Source organism: Salinicoccus siamensis, assembly GCF_042429615.1.
Taxonomy (GTDB): Bacteria; Bacillota; Bacilli; order Staphylococcales; family Salinicoccaceae; genus Salinicoccus; species Salinicoccus siamensis.
Window position 1 is genome coordinate 46,806 of the sequence record NZ_JBHMAH010000009.1, and the last position, 17,733, is coordinate 64,538.

The following is a 17,733-nucleotide window of genomic DNA, read 5'->3' on the forward strand; positions in this document are numbered from 1 at the left end:
GTATACGATATTAGATGAAAAAAGTGTGAAAATTCAGTTTGGAGGCAAAGGCATGAAAATCAGACAGTTTGCAGAAGATGCACTGACGATATATTTGGGCGACGAAATCGATGAAGCGGTGAATCGACAGATCGTCGCCCTGCGCCATCATATAGAAGCACAGTCCTTTGAAGGCGTGGTGGAGGTCATACTGTCGTATACAAGTCTCATCATCCATTTCGAAGTATTTTCTGTAGACTTGGAAAAACTTAAGGCAGCTCTTGAGAAAATAGATATCGATGCACTTGTGCAGGAGCCGTTCCAGTACCGGGTCATCGAAATACCCGTGTGCTACGGCGGGGAGTATGGGCCGGACATCGGTCATTTTGAAGCATCGGGCTTGTCCGAGGAAGACGTCGTGCGCCTGCACGCGGATACCGAGTATCTCGTCTATATGCTTGGGTTCATGCCGGGGTTTCCATTCCTTGGCGGTCTCGACGAACGATTGCATAAAGATCGGCTGGAAACGCCCCGGGTCAGCATTCCGGCAGGTTCTGTCGGGATTGGGGGACGACAGACGGGCATGTACCCGTTCGAGTCACCAGGCGGCTGGCACCTGCTCGGCCGCACGCCCGTTCCACTTTTTGATGCGGATAGAAACCCGGCGATCCTCTACGGGGCGGGGGACCGCATCGTCTACCGTTCGATCGGGGAAGACGAGTACAAGGATATCGAAAAGCGTGTCGCCCAAGGGGACTATGAAGTGAACAGCGAGGTGAGGAACAAATGACGGGGATTCTGAAAGTACTGAAGCCAGGGGTCTACACGACCGTCCAGGACCTCGGCCGCTACGGCCATCAGTCAGAGGGCTTTTCGCCCGCCGGGGCGATGGACTACCGGGCGTTCCGCTTGGCGAACCAGTTGCTTGGCAACACGGAAAATGCCGCCGCACTTGAAATGACGCTGCAGGGCGGCACATTCGAGGTGCTCTCTGACACTTTCATTGCGACGGCCGGCGCCGAGATGCCGATTGATATAGATGGCAGCAGCCATCCTTCAGGGATTGCCATCCCAGTCCTAAAGGGCAGCATAATCACCATCGGTGCAGCCGCCAGTGGTGCCCGCACTTATCTTGCCGTAGCCGGTGGCTTCAAGGTCAGGCGGGTGCTCGGCAGCGCCTCAACCCATGCCAGAAGCGGCATCGGCGGATATAGTGGGCGTCCACTCAAGGCTTCCGATCGGCTTGCTGCATACGGTGGACAGGTGCACAAAATCGCTCAGCAACGTGTTCAGATACCTGCAGGGGATGATGTCGTCCATGTGGTGCCGGGCCAGCAGTTCGAGCGTTTCGATGAAGCCATGCAGCACACATTTTTTGAAGGCGAGTATGAATTGACGAAGGACGCAGACCGCATGGGAGCCCGCCTGAAAGGGCCAGAACTTGAAGCCGACTCCCATGATGTATTGTCGGAACCGACACAATTGGGCAGTATACAAGTGCCGAAGGGCGGTCAGCCGATTGTGCTGCTGAATGACCGGCAGACCGCCGGCGGCTACGCAAAGATCGCAACGGTCGTCCGGGCGGATATCCCGAAATTCGTCCAGAAGCAACCTGGAGAGACAATCAGGTTCAAGGCCGTCACAGTGGAGGAAGCGACAGATATGTACAAAGCGGAAATGGCGCGGATTGAAGACGGCGCTTATATGAAGCCCAATAATGATTTCCGTGCGCATATTCGCCCGGTGTCAAAAAAGATCGAAAAATTAATGGGAGGTTAATTAAATGGATGTCAAAAAAGTGAAAGCCTATGCAGCGCTTATGCAGGAGCAGCAGTTGAAGGTGCTGACGGTGGAAGACGGGGACTTCAAGATTCATCTCGAAGCACAAGAAAAAACAAGTGCTCAGCCGCAGCCCGCAGTGAAGGATGATGCGGGAGACAGTGGGGCCCACACCATAGATGCCGGACAAGTGGGCACTTTCTATATAGACAAGGATGAAGACGGCAAGGAGACGTATACAGCTGAAGGTGAGGCTGTCAAAAAAGGGGACGTCCTCGGCGTCATTGAGGCGATGAAAGTATTCAACGATGTCGTGTCGGATGTTGACGGTACGGTGGAAGAAATACTCGTCGGCAATGGGGAAGGGGTCGAATATGGCCAACCGCTCATCTCCATCCGGCAGGAGGGGGACTGATGTGGAGAAAGTATTGATTGCGAACCGGGGAGAGATTGCCGTCAGGATCATCCGGACACTGAAGGAAATGGACATCAGGAGCGTGGCAGTCTACTCGGTAGCGGACGCAAGGAGTATGCATGTTGCGCTGGCGGATGAAGCGGTGTGCATCGGCCCCGCCCAGAGCGCAGACAGCTATCTGGACATCGACGCCATCGTCTCGGCAATTGAGGTCACAGGGGCGGACGCAGTCCACCCGGGCTACGGCTTCCTGTCGGAATCGGCGGAGTTCGTACGGCGGCTTGAAGAAATGGACGTGACCTTCATCGGGCCTACTGCGGAGACGATCTCCCGGATGGGGGACAAATCGGAAGCAAGGCAGACGATGAAGCAGGCGGGGGTACCCGTTATTCCAGGCAGCGAAGGCGTGGTGGAGACGTTCGAAGAAGTGGAGGATATTGCTGAGGAGATCGGCTTTCCGCTCGTCATAAAAGCGGCATCCGGCGGAGGCGGTAAGGGCATGCGCTTTGTGCATGAGTCTTCTGAACTCGAAAAGTACTTCAAGGAAGCGAAGAAGGAAGCGAAGAATGCATTCAACGACGACCGCATCTATGTCGAGAAGTTCATCGAAAAAGCGCGCCATATCGAGGTGCAGGTGATCGGGGACGGAAAAGGCAATGCGGTCCACCTCTACGAGCGTGACTGTTCGATACAGCGCAATAGCCAGAAGCTTATAGAAGAAGCGCCCGCCGCCATCCTGCCTGAGGCTTCCCGCAAAGACATTACAGAACGGACGGCCGCTGCCGTCGCAGACCTCCATTACCGCGGCGCCGGCACAGTCGAATACCTGTATGTTGAGGAAGAAGCCGCCTTCTACTTCATTGAAATGAATACCCGCATCCAGGTGGAGCATACGATATCGGAAGCCATCACCGGCATCGACATCGTACGTGCCCAAGTGGAGGTGGCCCGCGGCAAGCCGCTATCCATCAGACAGGAAGATGTAGGGATCTCAGGTTTTGCCATAGAGTGTCGCATCAATGCTGAAGACGCGGCAAACAACTTCATGCCCGCACCCGGCAAGATTGATATGCTCCACTTCGGCATGGGGCACGGCGTACGCATCGATTCCCACGTCTACCCGGGGTATGTGATTCCACCGCACTACGATTCCATGATCGCAAAGATCATAGTGCATGCCGAGACGCGCGCGCAAGCCATCCTCAAGATGCGCCATGTACTTGACGAGACAGTGATCGGAAGCATCTCGACAAACCTTGATTTCCAGCACTTTTTGATGAACCATCCAAACTATGGGAAGAATGACGTAGATATAAAATTCCTTGAGCGCAACGCAATAATCAATCAGGAGGAGATATGAATGCTTACAGTGGATTTGAATGCGGACCTTGGAGAAAGCTACGGCAACTACACGATCGGCAATGATCAAGACATCATCCCGTTCATCTCTTCGGCGAATGTGGCGTGTGGTTTCCACGCAGGGGACCCTTCCGTCATGCAGGAGACCGTGCGGCTGATAAAGGACAGTGGCGTAACAGGCATCGGGGCCCATCCGGGGTTTCCCGATTTATCGGGCTTCGGCCGGCGCTATATGGATATGACGGCAGATGAAATCAGCACGCTCATCATCTATCAGCTTGGCGCCCTTGATGGCTTCTGCCGTGCTCTGGGCCAAAGGATGAATCACGTCAAGCCGCACGGCGCGCTCTACAACGCCACATTCACCGACCCGGATCTCGCCCAAACCATTGCAGAGGCTGTGAAAACTTATAACCCCGACCTCAAACTCATGGGGCTATCCAATCAGAACTTGGTGAAAGCAGGGGAAGCTGCCGGCTTGGCAGTGCGGCACGAAGTCTTCGCCGACCGGGCATATGAGGCCGATGGTACACTGGTCAGCCGCCGCAAGGCGGGTGCGATGGTGACCGATACGGACGAAGCGGCGGCGCGCGTCATCCGGATGGTGACCGAAGGCCGAGTGGAAGCAATAGATGGATCTGATATCGAAATACAGGCCGACAGCATCTGTGTGCACGGGGATGGTGAGAAGGCGCTTGAATTCGTCCGGGAGATACGCCGGCGGCTGAAAGAGAATGACATTGAAATCAAAACGATGTAGGGAGTGGGATAATGGATAACAAGCCCAAAATGACAGCGATGCAGCGCAGGCTGCTGTTCGGAGCGGTTTTCCTGATGGCGACTTCTTCCATCGGACCCGCGTTCCTGACACAGACCAGCGTCTTCACCGAGCAGTTCCTCGCCAGTTTTGCATTCGCGATACTTGCTTCAATCGTCATCGATATCGGGGCGCAGCTCAACATCTGGCGCGTCCTCAGCGTCTCCGGGAAGCGGGGGCAGGATGTCGCCAATGATGTCTTCCCGGGGCTCGGTTATGTAATCGCGTTCTTCATCGTGCTTGGAGGGTTCGCATTCAACATCGGCAACGTGGCCGGTGCGGGGCTCGGCTTCAATGCCATCTTCGGATGGGACCCGAGGATCGGTGCGGCGTTGGCCGGCGTCATCGCCATCGTCGTGTTCCTGCTCAAGAACGGCCGGGCGGTCATGGACATCATCATCCAGATACTCGGCGTACTCATGATCGGCATTACAGCTTTCGTCATGATCAAATCCGATCCCCCGTACGGGGAGGCAGCCTATCGCGCCGTCATGCCTGAAGAGCCGCTGGCACTGTTCCTGCCGGTGGTCACATTGGTCGGCGGAACCGTCGGCGGCTATATCACATTCGCAGGCGTCCACAGGCTGATAGAAGCGGGTATGACGGGACGTGAGAATTTGGGCTTTGTCAGCCGTGCCGCCAATTATGGCATCTTGACGACTGGCGTCATGCGCATCTTGTTGTTTCTCGCAGTCCTCGGTGTCGTATCCGGTGGTGTGGCACTCGATCCTGACAACCCACCGGCATCGGTCTTCCAGATCGCGCTTGGCGACATCGGCATGCAGGTGTTCGGTATCGTGCTCGTGGCAGCGGCGCTATCTTCAGTCATAGGCTCCGCCTATACAAGTGCCTCATTCCTAAAATCACTGCACCGCGTGTTCGATGAATATAACAATATTGTAATCATTTCCTTCATCGTCATCTCCACCATCATCTTTACGTTTGTGGGGCGACCGGTCACATTGCTTATTCTGGCAGGCGCCTTCAACGGCCTGATCCTGCCGTTGACCTTAGGGGCGGTGCTGGTTGCTTCCCGCAAAAAGAAAGTGGTTGGAGAGTATCACCACCCAACCTGGATGATCGTCTTCGGTATCATCGCCATCATCATCACAATCATTGCAGGAGTCATGTCGCTGCAGGGTCTGCAGGACTTATGGGTGAACTAGAGGAGAGATACCATGGAAGCGAAAGAACTTAGAAACCAGATCAGAAATGGCATATTCAATAGGACGACGTCAGGGGCGGCGGGCGACCATGTGCAGGCCAACGTCGTCATCCTGCCAAAGCGTTACGCATTCGATTTCCTTCTGTATGCAATGCGCAACCACCAGGCCGTTCCCATCATCGAGGTGCTAGAGGATGGCCGGACGGAGAGTGTTTATGCAGAAGGATCGGATATCCGTACTGATGTGCCACGCTACAATATATATCGGGACGGTAAATTATCGGAAACCGTCGACGACATAAGCGAGTGGTGGCAGGACGACTTTGTGACGTTTCTGATCGGCTGCAGCTTTACTTTCGAGCAGGCCATCACTGGTGCCGGGTTTGAGATGAAGCACATCATGCAGGGCAGGAATGTCGCGATGTACCGCACCAACATCAAAACCGTGCCGGCAGGCATCTTCAGTGGTGAACTTGTGGTTTCGATGAGACCGTTCAAGAAAGATAGTGTAGAACGTATAGCCGAGATCACAGGCAAGTTTCCGGATATGCATGGCCGTCCCATCCATCATGGCAATCCTGGAGGGATCGGAATCATCGATATCGGAAAGCCTGACTACGGCGACAGTGTCGAGATTGAAGAGGATGAAGTGCCTGTATTCTGGGCGTGCGGCGTCACACCACAGAACGCTGCATTGAATGCCAGACCGGAAGTGATGATCACCCATGCTCCAGGGCATATGTTCGTCACGGATATATACAATGAAGAATTTAAAGTTCAGCGACCTGAGTAAAGGCATTGCACCGCTTCAAAAAGGTTGGATTCAATACATTTAGATTAAATTTAATGTTTTTTTGAGCCAAGGGGTTGCGTTATCATCCATCATGGCTTATAGTACAAATATATTAAATTTAATATAATTGAATTTAAACTAATTTTAAGGGTGTGCAGATATGGTGAATATCGACCCGCGCATCAAAGCCTTCACCGTCTTCATCAAGTCTTCACAGTCCGTCCAGAAGCTGATCAAACAGGATTTTCTGAAGAAGGAGATCAATCTGAATGAGTATGCAGTGATGGAACTTCTCTACCATAAAGGGGAACAGCCGATTCAATCCATCGGGAAGAAGATTCTGATGGGTAGCGGCAGCATCACATATGTCATCGATAAACTGGAAGAGAAGGGTTTCTTATACAGGAAACCCTGTGAAAAAGATCGACGGAAAATGTTTGCCTGCATCACTGAAGCGGGTACGCAATATATGAATAGACGCGTAGCAGAACAGGAAGCGCTGATTCATACCATTTTCGATGAATGGACGGATGATGAAGTTGAAGAGGCGATCGATCTGTTGAAACGTGTCGGTCTGCATGCAGAAGGATTATTGAAATGAAGCTTGTGCCGCGCACAGGCTTTAAAAAAACTAATTATCTCTAATTGAAGATAATAATTGGGCAAATCATATAAAAGGAGTTTTTGAAATGACTGAAGGACTACTCGGTATTCACCATGTTACAGCGATGACGGACGACGCAAAGCGGAACTATGAATTCTTTACTGAAGTACTCGGCATGAGATTGGTCAAAAAGACTGTGAATCAGGATGATATCCACACCTACCATACATTTTTCGCGGACGATGTAGGGTCTCCCGGTACAGACGTAACATTCTTCGACTTCCCGAATATCCCGAAAGGGTCACCGGGTACGAACTCGATTTCACGTATAGGACTCAGAGTGCCAGATGACGCGGCACTGGAATATTATTTGGAGAGATTCGAAGAATTTGATGTAAAAAACGATGGCATCAAAGAGATTTTCGGGAAAAAAGTGCTGCCGTTTGAAGAGGCGGATGGCCAGAGGTATCAGCTGTTCTCCGATGAAGGGGATACAGGTGTGGCTCCCGGCATACCATGGAAGAACGGTCCGGTGCCGGAAGATAAAGCAATCTATGGTCTGGGGCCGATTGAAATCACGGTAAGCTACTTCGATGAGTTCAAGCAGATCCTTACAGGAATCTATGATATGAAACCGGTTCTGGAAGAGCAGAATGTAACGCTGTTTGAAGTCGGTGAGGGCGGCAATGGCGGTCAAGTAATCTTACGAAAAGACGAATCGGCTCCTGGCCGTCAAGGTTATGGACAAGTCCACCATGTGTCATTCAGGGTGAAAGATCACGAGACAATCAAAAAATGGGAAGAAAAATACAATCACAACCGCATGGGACACTCCGGTAACGTAAACCGCTTCTACTTCGAGGCACTGTACACACGGATTGGTGACATCCTGGTCGAAATTTCAACCGACGGGCCGGGGTTCATGGGTGATGAACCATATGAGACGCTCGGCGAGAGCCTTGCCTTGCCACCGTTCCTTGAATCACAACGCGAAGAAATCGAAGCGCAGATACGTCCTTTCGATACAAAGCGTTCTTAATGTGCATATAGGAGGAATTGACCAAATGGAAGCGATAAGAAGAATCCATCACATCAGTGCCATAGTCGGTGACCCAAATGAAAACCTGAAATTCTATAGGGACGTTCTGGGTCTGCGCCTCATCAAGCAGACAGTCAATTTCGACGACCCGGGCGTCTATCATCTCTATTTTTCAGACCACGATGCGACACCAGGAACAGTCATCACATTCTTCCCATGGACCAATGATCGCCGCGAAGGCAGGAAAGGCAGCGGTCAGGTGGGCAGGATCGCCTTCAGGGTGCCAAAAGGCAGCCTTGGTGAATGGCAGGACCACATCAGCAGTCAGAACATTGATGTCGAAGTGACTGAACTGTTCGGGAAAGACACCCTGGAATTTGAGGATACACATGGGCTCGAACTCGCCCTTGTAGAAGGGGAAGCGTCTGCTGAAGACAACGCGATTCAAGGATTCCACGGTGCTGTGCTCCTGTCCGCTGATCCCAGCGGCACGAAGGCGATGCTGACTGATATGATGGGCTTGACGGAGCTCGATTACGACGGCCAGAATCTCCATTTCGAGACAGTTGGTGAGGAGAAGCATCATATCATCACAGCAATCCCGCCGCTTGCCCCAGGCAGGTTCGGCATTGGTACAGTGCATCATATCGCATGGTCTGTACCGGATATGGGTGTGCTCAATGACTGGCAGGCTGCACTGAAAGATGAAAACTTCGGCGTTACTGAAATCAAGGACAGGCATTACTTCAATTCCATCTATGTGTCTGAAAAGGGGCATGTCGTATTTGAATTTGCGACTGCTGGTCCGGGATTCGATAGGGATGAAGATAAAGATGCCTTAGGCACCGCCCTGAAGTTGCCGCCGCAATACGAGCATAGGCGTGGGGAGTACGAAAGTCTGTTGCCGAAGTTGGATGTATAGATATGCGCAACATGCTGAACTTCGCGCCGCATGAGGTGACGGCAAAAGAGAAAAAGAAGTTTATGATCGGTTCCGTCATCCCAAGGCCGATTGCTCTGGTATCGACGCAGTCCGGGTCAGGGGTCGTCAATATCGCCCCGTTCAGCTACTTCAATATCGTCACCTACAATCCACCCATGCTCTCCATTGCGGTGCAACGGGCGGACGGTAATTCGAAGGATACTGCAAGGAATATCCTTGAGAGTGGGGAAGCGGTTGTGCAGATGGTCGATACAGAAAATGTAGAGTCGGCCAATGCCGCTTCAGCTCCCTTGGCGCCCGAGGAGAGCGAGCTTGATGTTTCGCAGTTTACGGCAGTAGCATCCGATTCTATTGGAGTCCCAGGTGTGAACGAGGCCAAAGTACGCTTTGAAACAAAATTATACGATTCGATTGTAATCTACAATGATGACGGTATTGCCACAGCAGATGTCCTGCTCTTGAAGGTGCAGCACTATCATATAGATGATGGCATATACCAGGACGGCTATATCGCCCCTATAGGATTAGGTGCCGTAAGCAGGCTCGCAGGCAATGATTACGCAGAAATAGGACGTATGTTTACAGTAGAAAGACCACAATGATAAGGAGATGACCGGTAATGGAACACTTATACAATGAAAAGAAGAAAGGTGCACCAGTATTCGTCCTGCTTCACGGTACGGGCGGTACAGAAAGGGATCTGCTGCCGCTTGCTGAGCTGTTGAACCCCGAATATAATGTCTTGTCTGTTCGGGGGAATGTACAGGAGAACGGCATGAACCGCTACTTCGAACGTCACGGGGAAGGCAAGTATGATTGGGAAGACCTTGAATTCCGTGGCAATGAACTTTATGAGTTCATCGTTGAAAAGTCTAAGGAGCATGATTTCAAACTGGAAGATGTCGTCTTTGTCGGCTTCTCCAATGGCTCCAACATCGCGATACAAATGATGCTTCAGCAGCCAGGGACCTTCAAGAGGGCGGCCTTGTTCGCGCCCCTCTATCCGGCAGATGTAGAAGAAAAGCAGGACTTCAATGATGTGGACGTATTCCTATCCCTAGGCAAAGGTGACCCGATTGTGCCTGAAGCGGAAAGCGATCGTGTGATCAACCTGTTTGAAGAACGCGGTGCAGACGCCACGGTGACATGGGTGAATGGCCACAGCCTGACCCAGGATGCCGCGATGGAAGCGAAGAACTGGCTGAATGGATGATTGGGTGCCAAGATGCGGAATGAATGGAGAGTGAGTGTGGAAAATGGGATTTCTGGATAAATTATTAAACAGGTCAAAGGAGAATGAATAAATGGAAAATGTTAAAGTAGCAGTTATATTCTACAGCATGGGTGGTACAAATCTTCAGATGGCGAAATGGAGCCAGGAAGGTGCAGAAGCGGCAGGTGCAGAAGTCAGGCTCCTCAAAGTCGATGAACTGGCACCGCAATCGGTCATCGATGCAAATGAAGCATGGAAAGCCACGTATGAAGCAACCAAGGATATACCGACTGCGACATCTGAAGATATAGAGTGGGCGGACGCCATCATCTTCAATACACCAACCCGTTTCGGTGGCATGGCATCACAGATGAAGCAGTTCATCGATACACAGGGCGGCATATGGGCCCAAGGCAAGACGATCAACAAAGTCGTCAGTGCGACATCTTCTGCGCAGAACCCTCATGGCGGTCAGGAGGCGACCATCTTGAACCTCTATACGACAATGATGCACTGGGGCGCCATCATCGTGCCGACAGGCTATACGGATGATACGCTATTTACAGCAGGCGGCAACCCTTACGGTACAACCGTCACCGTCGGACCAGACGGCAAAATGATCGAGGACGTTGAACCGGCAGTGAAGCATCAGGCGAAACGGACGGTTTCCGTTGCACAATCGATTGCAGCCAACCGATAAGGCCATCAATGAGCAGCACACAACACTGATCCCGAAGGGTTTGATATAGGGAAGAACCCAATGGGGCGGGGCAAAAGACTGCCCATGATCTGAATAGTAGATCATGGGCAGTTTCTTTATGCTATATGGTATTGATTTCTTCTATCTGTCCTTCGCTGTCTATAAGCAGTCCGTGCTGTGATGCGGTGAGCAGGTCCCGATATATGCGATTCAATGGACTGTCTTCCATGATCATATCCATACCTAAGTGGCGGTAGAGCTGTTGAATACCACTGACTGCAGCATGTGCGACTATTTTACTGTGGTCGGATACGGCGTCGAGGATTTCATCGTCAAGAACCTTGCCGTCCATATGGGCCTGCCATGACGTTTCGACGACATCGTAGTATGACCGACGTGCCTGCATGAATGATGATTCATTGGCATCTAGAATATCCAAGGTGTGATGATGGCGCCTTGCATCTGCTTCCCTGCCGGATGCGAGTTTTGATTCGATATGCTTGCGGGCCGCTTCATAGAAGTGGCGTGCCACCCCAATGACGGTGGCGGCGATATTTGCAGATGCAAATGGCAGGAACGGATAGTGGTAGGCGGGATGGTCATAGTAGAAGTGCGGGGCAGCGACATCAAAGCGGCGATGGGCTGGGACGACGGCTTCTGAAACATGAATGGTATGGCTGCCGGTGGCCTTCATGCCAAAGGCGTTCCAGTCTTCTTCTATGGACACCTGTTCTGGTGTAAAGGCGAAGGCATATAATGCACCATCGTCTTCATCCTCTGAAGCTACCCTGCAAGTGGCGGTGAACAGGTTTGCATGCAGGGCGCCGCTTGCATAGGGCCAGGTGCCGTTGATGATGTAGCCGGAGCCTGTTTTTCGGGCCGTGCCGAGCGGCCGGTCGCTGCCTGCTATAAAGAAGTCCCGGGCCGTGAAGAATTCTTTGACGGCTTTTGGTGATAACGTTGCGGCAAAAAATCCCGCTCCAGAGCCGATCTGCACCAGCCAACCGAAGCTGCCATCGGCATAGGCGGCGGTTTCGAATGTCTGCAACGCTTCAGGTAGAGGGGTCGTACTGCCACCCAATGCCTCTGGCAGAAACAGTTTGAAGAGGCCTTCATCATAAATATATTCGAGCATCTTTTCGGTGAGACGGCCGCTTTCCTCCATCATTGCAGAGTGTTCCCTTATTTCAGCAATCGTATTTTGGCCGATCATTGTGAATCGCCCTCCCTCAACAACAGGTAGATTTCCCTTCTTAGCTTGGTGAATGTATCTTCCAATGTGATGTCATGGTGTCTTGGGCGTTCAAAGGGCACCTGGATTTCCTTGATTATCTTTGCTGGCTTATCGGACAGTATCAATATGCGGTCCGACATATAGATTGCTTCTTCTATGCTGTGGGTGATGAACAGTACGGAGCGGCGGTCGGTCTCCCACATCTTGAGCAGCCAGTCCTGCATATCAAGGCGGGTGAGTTCATCGAGCGCACCGAACGGTTCATCAAGCAGCATCAACTGTTGGGGGCTGAGCAGGGAACGGATGAAGGCGACCCGTTGCCGCATGCCCCCGGACAGCGTATTGGGGTAAGAGTCCTCATATCCGCCAAGCCCTGCACGCTTCAGCCACTTGCGGGCCCTCTTGCGATCGACACTGCCGTTTATTTCCTGGACCAACACAAGGTTATCCTCAATCGTGCGCCATGGCAGCAATGAATCCTGTTGGGGCAGGTAGCTGATGTTGCCACGGGTGCCGTTGACCCGCTTGCCGTCTATGAAGATATCTCCCTGATCCGGTTCGATCAGCCCACCGATCAGGTTGAAGATGGTGCTCTTGCCACTCCCCGAGGGCCCGAGGAGGGTAACGAACTCACCGTCCCTAATGGTGATGGAAAGGCCATCCAGGACGTCGATATCTTGTGTGCCTTTGAATGTGTGGGTCAAATCTTCTATGCGCAATTTAGCCGTCATCCCGTTCACTCCCTTTTGTTTCCGTATTCCAAGGTATCATCCATTTTTCAAGAAGCAGAATGAACCCGAACAGAATCATGCTGATCAGCATAATCGCAAAAATCGATACAAACACCTGATCTGTCCTGAAAGCGGAGGAGGCGACCGTCATAAAGACGCCAAGCCCTTTTTGGGCGCCGAGCCATTCGGCGATTACTGCCCCCATCACGCTGTATGTCGCAGAGATCTTCAGACCGGAAAAAAAGTAGGGCAGGGCGCTTGGCCATTCCAGCTTAAAGAAAATCTGCCGGCGGTTGGCACCGATCATGCGCATATAATTGAGAAGCGCCGGATTGGTCTGCCTGAACCCGTCGATCAGGGAAACGGCGATCGGGAAGAAGCATACGAGTGTGATGATCAGTATCTTCGGCAAGGCACCGAATCCGAACCATAGTACGAGCAGCGGAGCCAGTGCAATGATCGGAATGTTCTGCGACAAGACCATCAATGGATAGACGGCCTGCCTGACCTGGGGGATTAGATGAAGTCCGACAGCCAGAATGATGCCGACCGAGGCACCGATGGCGAACCCCCCGAGTGCGATCAGCACGGTGGAGAGACTGTGATCCAGCACGCGCGGATAGATCTGCATGCCTTCTTCCACTATTTGGACCGGACTCGGCAGCATCCAGCTTGGGATGTCAAACAGCGAAGCGGCCAGTTGCCAGACGGCGAGGATGAGGATGATGACGGAAACGGGCGCCACAATATTCCACGAGAATAGGCGTTTCATCATCTAATCATCCGAGTCCTCAGGGAGGAATTCATTGGTATAAGCCGCCTCGACATCCAGCTCCGAATCAATCAGCTCATTCTCATACATCCAAGCCATATAGTTCTGCCACACATCGTGCTCCTGGCGGCCCCAGTATGGGGCATCCCCCTGGTAGACGTCAGTCAACCATTTCTGGCTTGCCATGACAAGCTCTTCATCGAGATCCGGTTCTGCATCGATCAGATGCTGGGCTGCCTGTTCAGGTTTGTCCATGGCAAGTTGGTAGCCTTTGGCAGTCGCTTCTGTAAAGGCCTCGACCATCTCCGGATCTTCTTCAATCAACTTTTCATTGGTGATCATGACAGGCGTATAGAAATTCAGCGCATCGGAATACTCGGTGAATGAAATCGTATTGAGCGGAAAATCCCGAAGTTCCGCTTCAACACCTGTCCAACCGTAATAGATCCAAGCAAAATCAACGTCACGCTGGACAGCAGTGAAGAAATCCGTCTCCCCGATGTTCAGGATATCGACTTCATCTATATCGGCACCATCCGCCTTCATGATGGAGGCGATGGTCTCTTCTTCAATTGGAGAGCCGTAGCCGCCGTAGGTGTGCCCTTCTAGGTCGGCTGGAGTCTCAAGACCGTATTCCTTCGGGGAGGCAAGATAGGATGTATTATCCTGGATGATGGCAGCAATCGATACGATGGACACACCCTGCAACCTCGATTGGGTGACATTTTCCTGGGCGCTGATGCCGAAATCCCCATTGCCGGTGGCAACCGTCTGTTCCGCCCCTGCTTCACCAGGCAGGACGATTTCGACGTCCAGCCCCTGCTCTTCGTAATAGCCTTCTGCTTTTGCGGCATAGATGCCGGTATGGTTTGTATTTGGAGTCCAGTCGAGGACGAAAGTGACATCCTTCAATCCGTCTTCACCCGTCGATCCCGTGTCTTCCCCTCCGCCGCAGGCGGACAGGAACAGTATTGCAACCATGGAATAGAACATTCTTCTCATAATATATTCTCCTCTCGAAAATGGCGGTGTCTGGTGACCATTCTTGAAATGGACATAAAAAAACACCTTCCGTATCTGGAGGCGTCAAAGAGCAGTGGAGGCGTGGTGCCTAGTACCTGGCAAGGACCAAAACCGCCACACATTCCCTACGCTGGTATTATCCAGATCAGGTCAAAGGGTCAGGATGCATCCTTCTCAGCCATTGCTATGGCTCCCCCATGTATCACTATTATTTTCTTAACACAGTATAACATGATGCGGGCGGGGGTTAAAGCTGGAAGGGGAGTGTGGACTGATTTGAAGAGGAAATGATAAATCGAAAATGAAGGCTGACGGCATAAAAATATTTCTCCGTTCTAAAAGGACTGGGAATCACTCGATATTAACAATGGGAAGACAGTTCGAAAATCGATCATTTTATTCGATGGAATTAACAGAAGGAGGGGGCATAACTTGCCTTTAAATACTTTGTAGATCTTATTTTATTTACGAGGCAACGTGAAAATGCTATAATATAAGTAATCAAACATTGTTGCTTTACATGGCACACCAAACCCCCAATCTATGGCAGTAGATTGGGGGTTATTTGGTGTTATCGGTATAGTCATCTAGTCAGTCTTCACGATTATCCAACCAATACGAGAATAATGTGATTACTGCACCGACTAAAATTGGTGCAATAAGAAACTCAAACATTGTTGCAAACATGGTGTCACCTCCTTCCATGCTATCCGCACAGAAGTGAACTAGATGACCGCATCAATTTTATCATATAAAACGTTTTTGAATACATCGCTTTTATATAGTGAAGACTAATCTAGAGTGTCCTTGATTCTGTAGATTGTCTGTCGTGTAACCCGACCTCTTTGGCAATTTTAGATATGGCAATATTTTCATTCAACTGAGAAACGACACGATGATAAACAAATAGCTTTTGAAGATCTTTGGTATTTGGGAAATAAAGTATTGGTCGTCCTTTATAGATTCCCTTGCTTTTTGCTAATTTAATGCCTTGGGTTTGACTGCGCGTTGACTCCGAACGCTCCTGTTCTACGATCATGGCCAGGATTTGGATAATTTGATCTTTAATAAATTTATCCAACAAAGGGTTACCGATTGCTTTACTCATTATAGGCAAACTTGTGATGACAAGCTGGACATCCTTCTGTTTTAAAAAATTACAGTATCTATCACTTCATCATAATTTCTTCTTAGACTATCAATGGATTCTACGATGAGTAGATCTCCTGAACGCACAAAGTCTAAGACTTCTTTAAAAATACTTCGCTCATTTACGGTGGCGCCAGACCTCTTTTCTGAATGTAATTAAAATACACCCTAATCACACACTCTGAATCCAGTAGTATCAACACCATCACACTGTCTATTTATAAGACTTTGACTTCAATCTGACTATCACTTCTGCCGATAAATTGCATATATTTTAAGTGTTGATTTGCACATTAAAACTTAAAACCCAACTGTCATCGTCAGAAAATATAAGCTGGGTTTCTTAACTATAGCGCAAGTTATCGTCTAGATCAGTGCAAAATAATTCCGAAAGTGCCACCTATCACATCTCTCATTGACTCAATCCACGTGAGAATCCCTCCTAAAATAGATAGAGAAGAACTGTCTTAAAGAGTGCAGTCTTTGGTATATTAGAAATATCATACATGGAGGGGGAGTTTAATGGAAATACTTATGGAAATACTTACTGAATTATTCGGTGCACCAGGTATTGCTGGTGCCATGGGAGCAATTGTTATATTTTTTATAAACTTGAAATTCGCGTATATTTCCATATTTCAAAAACACAAAAATACATTCTAATTACTGATTTATTCCAATTTCCTTTTTGAGTGTGATGCGTTGCGCCCTTAAAAATCCTAAGAGCCCTACCAAGCGGAAGTTGATAGCTGTCGCTACCACTTCGCTTGCGCTCTCAGTGTATTTTAAGGCCTGTCACGCATCAAAAAGTTTTCTCGGCATAAAGCTAGAGTATATATTATCTTATATATCAATGTACTTATTTATGTACATCCGAATAAAGGTATAACATCCTAGATTTATTTTATAAGTCATTAAAGAGTGTGGACTTGCAGTCGACTAAAACCAGTTTTTGCTCAACGCAAAAAAGAGCGGAAAGAGCGGCTTGAGGCGCTCTAAAATATTATGATTACATAGAAAGTAGTTCTATCTATATAAATAATTTTATAATTTTGAGTTTATATAATACCCAAGAGCCATAAGAATAAAGAAACTAAAGAACATTACAAAATTACCAAAAACTAACCAATAATTTTTAGCTAAAAGTGCAAAAACTAATCCAAAAGGAGCAATGATAAAAGTTAAAATCCAAAATGGGCTAGGGACTTGAAAAATCACATTTGGAACCCAAATTACAATACATAATACAAAGCAAATCAAAGAAAATACTTTAAACTTATTTTGCAATATTCCCCCTCCTTTTTTACTTTTTAATAACAATTATTATATTTAGTTTGAGTTACAAAATAGGCAGCTACTGCACTAGCATATTGTTTTTCTATGAACCCCATTTTACTACGATCTACAGCTATTCTAGCTATTAACCTTAAATCACTATCGCAATCAAAATAACCATATTTTGCATAATCTAAATCATGTTGCTTACATGCAGCATCAAGTAAATCTTGAGTTTCTCCCCCTCCATAACCAGGTCCGCACCAGTTACCCCAAATAGGAAGTGGAATCGCCATAGTAGTTACTTCTTCTTGGCTATATTCTTGATTCAATTGGTTTATTATTTCACCAGATCCAATGATAAATTCACTTTGACCGTCCTCTTTAGCTTGATTTACATCAAATACAACTTCTCCGTCTTCAGTACTTGTTATGTATTTTTCTAATACTTCTTGGGTTTCCTCAAAGTCACTATTTTCATCAACTTTTTTGTCTGAGGCTTGAGCACTAACACTGCTTACACCACTACACAATAAAATTGCAGTCATAAAAGTTAAAAAGACTTTCTTCAAAACACATTCTCCTCTTCAATTAATTTAATATCTAAGATTAAACATTAAAAATATAGTCTAAAACCATAAATATGAAATGTCTTCACCACTGTACCAAAAATTCCCTAAAATTAAAATAATTTCGTATATTCTCTTTTGTCAAAATAATCTGGACAATTCTCTTTCCATTAT

At 49.2% G+C, this 17,733-nt stretch carries 21 protein-coding genes, 1 pseudogene and 1 riboswitch; of the genes and pseudogenes, 14 read left to right on the forward strand and 8 right to left on the reverse strand.

What is annotated here, in order from left to right:
- The first annotated feature begins 52 nt into the window (after positions 1 to 52).
- The 13 genes from pxpB to wrbA all read left to right on the forward strand — a co-directional run bounded on the left by pxpB (position 53) and on the right by wrbA (position 10,806).
- The gene (gene pxpB, locus ACFFLE_RS03630) at positions 53 to 769 is read left to right on the forward strand and encodes a 5-oxoprolinase subunit PxpB (protein ID WP_380569791.1); all 717 of its coding nucleotides are present in this window, start codon (positions 53 to 55) and stop codon (positions 767 to 769) included.
- Positions 766 to 1,758 carry a 5-oxoprolinase subunit C family protein gene (locus tag ACFFLE_RS03635; RefSeq protein WP_380569792.1) on the forward strand — a complete coding sequence of 331 codons (993 nt, stop codon included), beginning with the start codon at positions 766 to 768 and terminating at the stop codon, positions 1,756 to 1,758. Before pxpB ends, ACFFLE_RS03635 begins: the two co-directional genes overlap by 4 nt.
- 4 nt (positions 1,759 to 1,762) lie before the next feature.
- Entirely contained in the window at positions 1,763 to 2,173 is a 411-nt protein-coding gene (locus ACFFLE_RS03640; RefSeq protein WP_380569793.1) for an acetyl-CoA carboxylase biotin carboxyl carrier protein, read from the forward strand.
- Position 2,174: 1 nt separating this feature from the next.
- Positions 2,175 to 3,533, forward strand: coding sequence for an acetyl-CoA carboxylase biotin carboxylase subunit (accC, locus tag ACFFLE_RS03645; RefSeq protein WP_380569794.1), 1,359 nt, complete (start codon positions 2,175 to 2,177; stop codon positions 3,531 to 3,533).
- Positions 3,534 to 4,292 carry a LamB/YcsF family protein gene (locus ACFFLE_RS03650; RefSeq protein ID WP_380569795.1) on the forward strand — a complete coding sequence of 253 codons (759 nt, stop codon included), beginning with the start codon at positions 3,534 to 3,536 and terminating at the stop codon, positions 4,290 to 4,292.
- A gap of 11 nt (positions 4,293 to 4,303) precedes the next feature.
- Complete coding sequence (locus ACFFLE_RS03655; RefSeq protein WP_380569796.1) at positions 4,304 to 5,515, forward strand: NRAMP family divalent metal transporter; 1,212 nt, start codon at positions 4,304 to 4,306, stop codon at positions 5,513 to 5,515.
- Between the two features lie 12 nt (positions 5,516 to 5,527).
- On the forward strand, positions 5,528 to 6,307 hold the full coding sequence (locus tag ACFFLE_RS03660; RefSeq protein WP_380569797.1) for a putative hydro-lyase: 780 nt from the start codon (positions 5,528 to 5,530) through the stop codon (positions 6,305 to 6,307).
- Positions 6,308 to 6,467: 160 nt separating this feature from the next.
- Complete coding sequence (locus ACFFLE_RS03665; protein WP_380569798.1) at positions 6,468 to 6,908, forward strand: MarR family winged helix-turn-helix transcriptional regulator; 441 nt, start codon at positions 6,468 to 6,470, stop codon at positions 6,906 to 6,908.
- Positions 6,909 to 6,996: 88 nt separating this feature from the next.
- A complete protein-coding gene (locus ACFFLE_RS03670; protein WP_380569799.1) occupies positions 6,997 to 7,950 on the forward strand; it encodes a ring-cleaving dioxygenase in 954 nt (317 codons plus the stop codon).
- Positions 7,951 to 7,975: 25 nt separating this feature from the next.
- Positions 7,976 to 8,872 carry a VOC family protein gene (locus ACFFLE_RS03675; protein ID WP_380569800.1) on the forward strand — a complete coding sequence of 299 codons (897 nt, stop codon included), beginning with the start codon at positions 7,976 to 7,978 and terminating at the stop codon, positions 8,870 to 8,872.
- Positions 8,873 to 8,874: 2 nt separating this feature from the next.
- A complete protein-coding gene (locus ACFFLE_RS03680) occupies positions 8,875 to 9,495 on the forward strand; it encodes a flavin reductase family protein (RefSeq protein ID WP_380569801.1) in 621 nt (206 codons plus the stop codon).
- Between the two features lie 17 nt (positions 9,496 to 9,512).
- Positions 9,513 to 10,106 carry an alpha/beta hydrolase gene (locus ACFFLE_RS03685; RefSeq protein WP_380569802.1) on the forward strand — a complete coding sequence of 198 codons (594 nt, stop codon included), beginning with the start codon at positions 9,513 to 9,515 and terminating at the stop codon, positions 10,104 to 10,106.
- 91 nt (positions 10,107 to 10,197) lie between these two features.
- Positions 10,198 to 10,806 carry an NAD(P)H:quinone oxidoreductase gene (gene wrbA / locus ACFFLE_RS03690; protein ID WP_380569803.1) on the forward strand — a complete coding sequence of 203 codons (609 nt, stop codon included), beginning with the start codon at positions 10,198 to 10,200 and terminating at the stop codon, positions 10,804 to 10,806.
- 121 nt (positions 10,807 to 10,927) lie between these two features.
- Here wrbA and ACFFLE_RS03695 read toward each other — a convergent pair whose 3' ends face one another.
- The 6 genes and pseudogenes from ACFFLE_RS03695 to ACFFLE_RS03720 form a co-directional block, all read right to left on the reverse strand.
- Entirely contained in the window at positions 10,928 to 12,019 is a 1,092-nt protein-coding gene (locus ACFFLE_RS03695) for an acyl-CoA dehydrogenase family protein (protein WP_380569804.1), read from the reverse strand.
- Positions 12,016 to 12,771, reverse strand: coding sequence for an ABC transporter ATP-binding protein (locus tag ACFFLE_RS03700; RefSeq protein ID WP_380569805.1), 756 nt, complete (start codon positions 12,769 to 12,771; stop codon positions 12,016 to 12,018). Before ACFFLE_RS03700 ends, ACFFLE_RS03695 begins: the two co-directional genes overlap by 4 nt.
- Positions 12,761 to 13,546, reverse strand: a complete 786-nt coding sequence (locus ACFFLE_RS03705) for an ABC transporter permease (RefSeq protein WP_380569806.1) — start codon at positions 13,544 to 13,546, stop codon at positions 12,761 to 12,763. Before ACFFLE_RS03705 ends, ACFFLE_RS03700 begins: the two co-directional genes overlap by 11 nt.
- Positions 13,547 to 14,545: an ABC transporter substrate-binding protein gene (locus ACFFLE_RS03710; protein ID WP_380569807.1), complete on the reverse strand. Its 999-nt coding sequence runs from the start codon at positions 14,543 to 14,545 to the stop codon at positions 13,547 to 13,549.
- A 126-nt stretch (positions 14,546 to 14,671) separates the two neighbouring features.
- Positions 14,672 to 14,773: riboswitch (TPP riboswitch) on the reverse strand.
- Positions 14,774 to 15,157: 384 nt separating this feature from the next.
- Positions 15,158 to 15,271 carry a type I toxin-antitoxin system Fst family toxin gene (locus ACFFLE_RS03715; protein WP_380569808.1) on the reverse strand — a complete coding sequence of 38 codons (114 nt, stop codon included), beginning with the start codon at positions 15,269 to 15,271 and terminating at the stop codon, positions 15,158 to 15,160.
- Between the two features lie 86 nt (positions 15,272 to 15,357).
- Positions 15,358 to 15,871 (reverse strand): annotated as a pseudogene (locus ACFFLE_RS03720) (recombinase family protein); the annotation flags it as partial.
- Between the two features lie 366 nt (positions 15,872 to 16,237).
- On the opposite strand from ACFFLE_RS03720, the gene ACFFLE_RS03725 reads away from it, so the two are divergent.
- Complete coding sequence (locus ACFFLE_RS03725; RefSeq protein WP_380569809.1) at positions 16,238 to 16,378, forward strand: hypothetical protein; 141 nt, start codon at positions 16,238 to 16,240, stop codon at positions 16,376 to 16,378.
- Positions 16,379 to 16,759: 381 nt separating this feature from the next.
- Here ACFFLE_RS03725 and ACFFLE_RS03730 read toward each other — a convergent pair whose 3' ends face one another.
- Together ACFFLE_RS03730 and ACFFLE_RS03735 are read right to left on the reverse strand one after the other, a co-directional pair.
- Positions 16,760 to 17,002, reverse strand: coding sequence for a hypothetical protein (locus ACFFLE_RS03730; protein WP_344700759.1), 243 nt, complete (start codon positions 17,000 to 17,002; stop codon positions 16,760 to 16,762).
- 23 nt (positions 17,003 to 17,025) lie between these two features.
- On the reverse strand, positions 17,026 to 17,562 hold the full coding sequence (locus ACFFLE_RS03735) for a phospholipase A2 family protein (RefSeq protein ID WP_380569810.1): 537 nt from the start codon (positions 17,560 to 17,562) through the stop codon (positions 17,026 to 17,028).
- Positions 17,563 to 17,733: the final 171 nt, after the last annotated feature.

Bases quoted from the DNA above. Each gene is read 5' to 3' on its own strand.
- ACFFLE_RS03705 (WP_380569806.1), bottom strand. From the start codon at position 13,546: ATGATGAAACGCCTATTCTCGTGGAATATTGTGGCGCCCGTTTCCGTC.
- ACFFLE_RS03660 (WP_380569797.1), top strand. From the start codon at position 5,528: ATGGAAGCGAAAGAACTTAGAAACCAGATCAGAAATGGCATATTCAAT.
- ACFFLE_RS03635 (WP_380569792.1), top strand. From the start codon at position 766: ATGACGGGGATTCTGAAAGTACTGAAGCCAGGGGTCTACACGACCGTC.
- ACFFLE_RS03715 (WP_380569808.1), bottom strand. From the start codon at position 15,271: ATGGAAGGAGGTGACACCATGTTTGCAACAATGTTTGAGTTTCTTATT.
- ACFFLE_RS03650 (WP_380569795.1), top strand. From the start codon at position 3,534: ATGCTTACAGTGGATTTGAATGCGGACCTTGGAGAAAGCTACGGCAAC.
- ACFFLE_RS03685 (WP_380569802.1), top strand. From the start codon at position 9,513: ATGGAACACTTATACAATGAAAAGAAGAAAGGTGCACCAGTATTCGTC.
- wrbA (WP_380569803.1), top strand. From the start codon at position 10,198: ATGGAAAATGTTAAAGTAGCAGTTATATTCTACAGCATGGGTGGTACA.
- pxpB (WP_380569791.1), top strand. From the start codon at position 53: ATGAAAATCAGACAGTTTGCAGAAGATGCACTGACGATATATTTGGGC.
- ACFFLE_RS03695 (WP_380569804.1), bottom strand. From the start codon at position 12,019: ATGATCGGCCAAAATACGATTGCTGAAATAAGGGAACACTCTGCAATG.
- ACFFLE_RS03655 (WP_380569796.1), top strand. From the start codon at position 4,304: ATGGATAACAAGCCCAAAATGACAGCGATGCAGCGCAGGCTGCTGTTC.
- ACFFLE_RS03670 (WP_380569799.1), top strand. From the start codon at position 6,997: ATGACTGAAGGACTACTCGGTATTCACCATGTTACAGCGATGACGGAC.
- ACFFLE_RS03675 (WP_380569800.1), top strand. From the start codon at position 7,976: ATGGAAGCGATAAGAAGAATCCATCACATCAGTGCCATAGTCGGTGAC.
- ACFFLE_RS03700 (WP_380569805.1), bottom strand. From the start codon at position 12,771: ATGACGGCTAAATTGCGCATAGAAGATTTGACCCACACATTCAAAGGC.
- ACFFLE_RS03725 (WP_380569809.1), top strand. From the start codon at position 16,238: ATGGAAATACTTATGGAAATACTTACTGAATTATTCGGTGCACCAGGT.
- ACFFLE_RS03640 (WP_380569793.1), top strand. From the start codon at position 1,763: ATGGATGTCAAAAAAGTGAAAGCCTATGCAGCGCTTATGCAGGAGCAG.
- ACFFLE_RS03665 (WP_380569798.1), top strand. From the start codon at position 6,468: ATGGTGAATATCGACCCGCGCATCAAAGCCTTCACCGTCTTCATCAAG.
- ACFFLE_RS03710 (WP_380569807.1), bottom strand. From the start codon at position 14,545: ATGAGAAGAATGTTCTATTCCATGGTTGCAATACTGTTCCTGTCCGCC.
- ACFFLE_RS03680 (WP_380569801.1), top strand. From the start codon at position 8,875: ATGCGCAACATGCTGAACTTCGCGCCGCATGAGGTGACGGCAAAAGAG.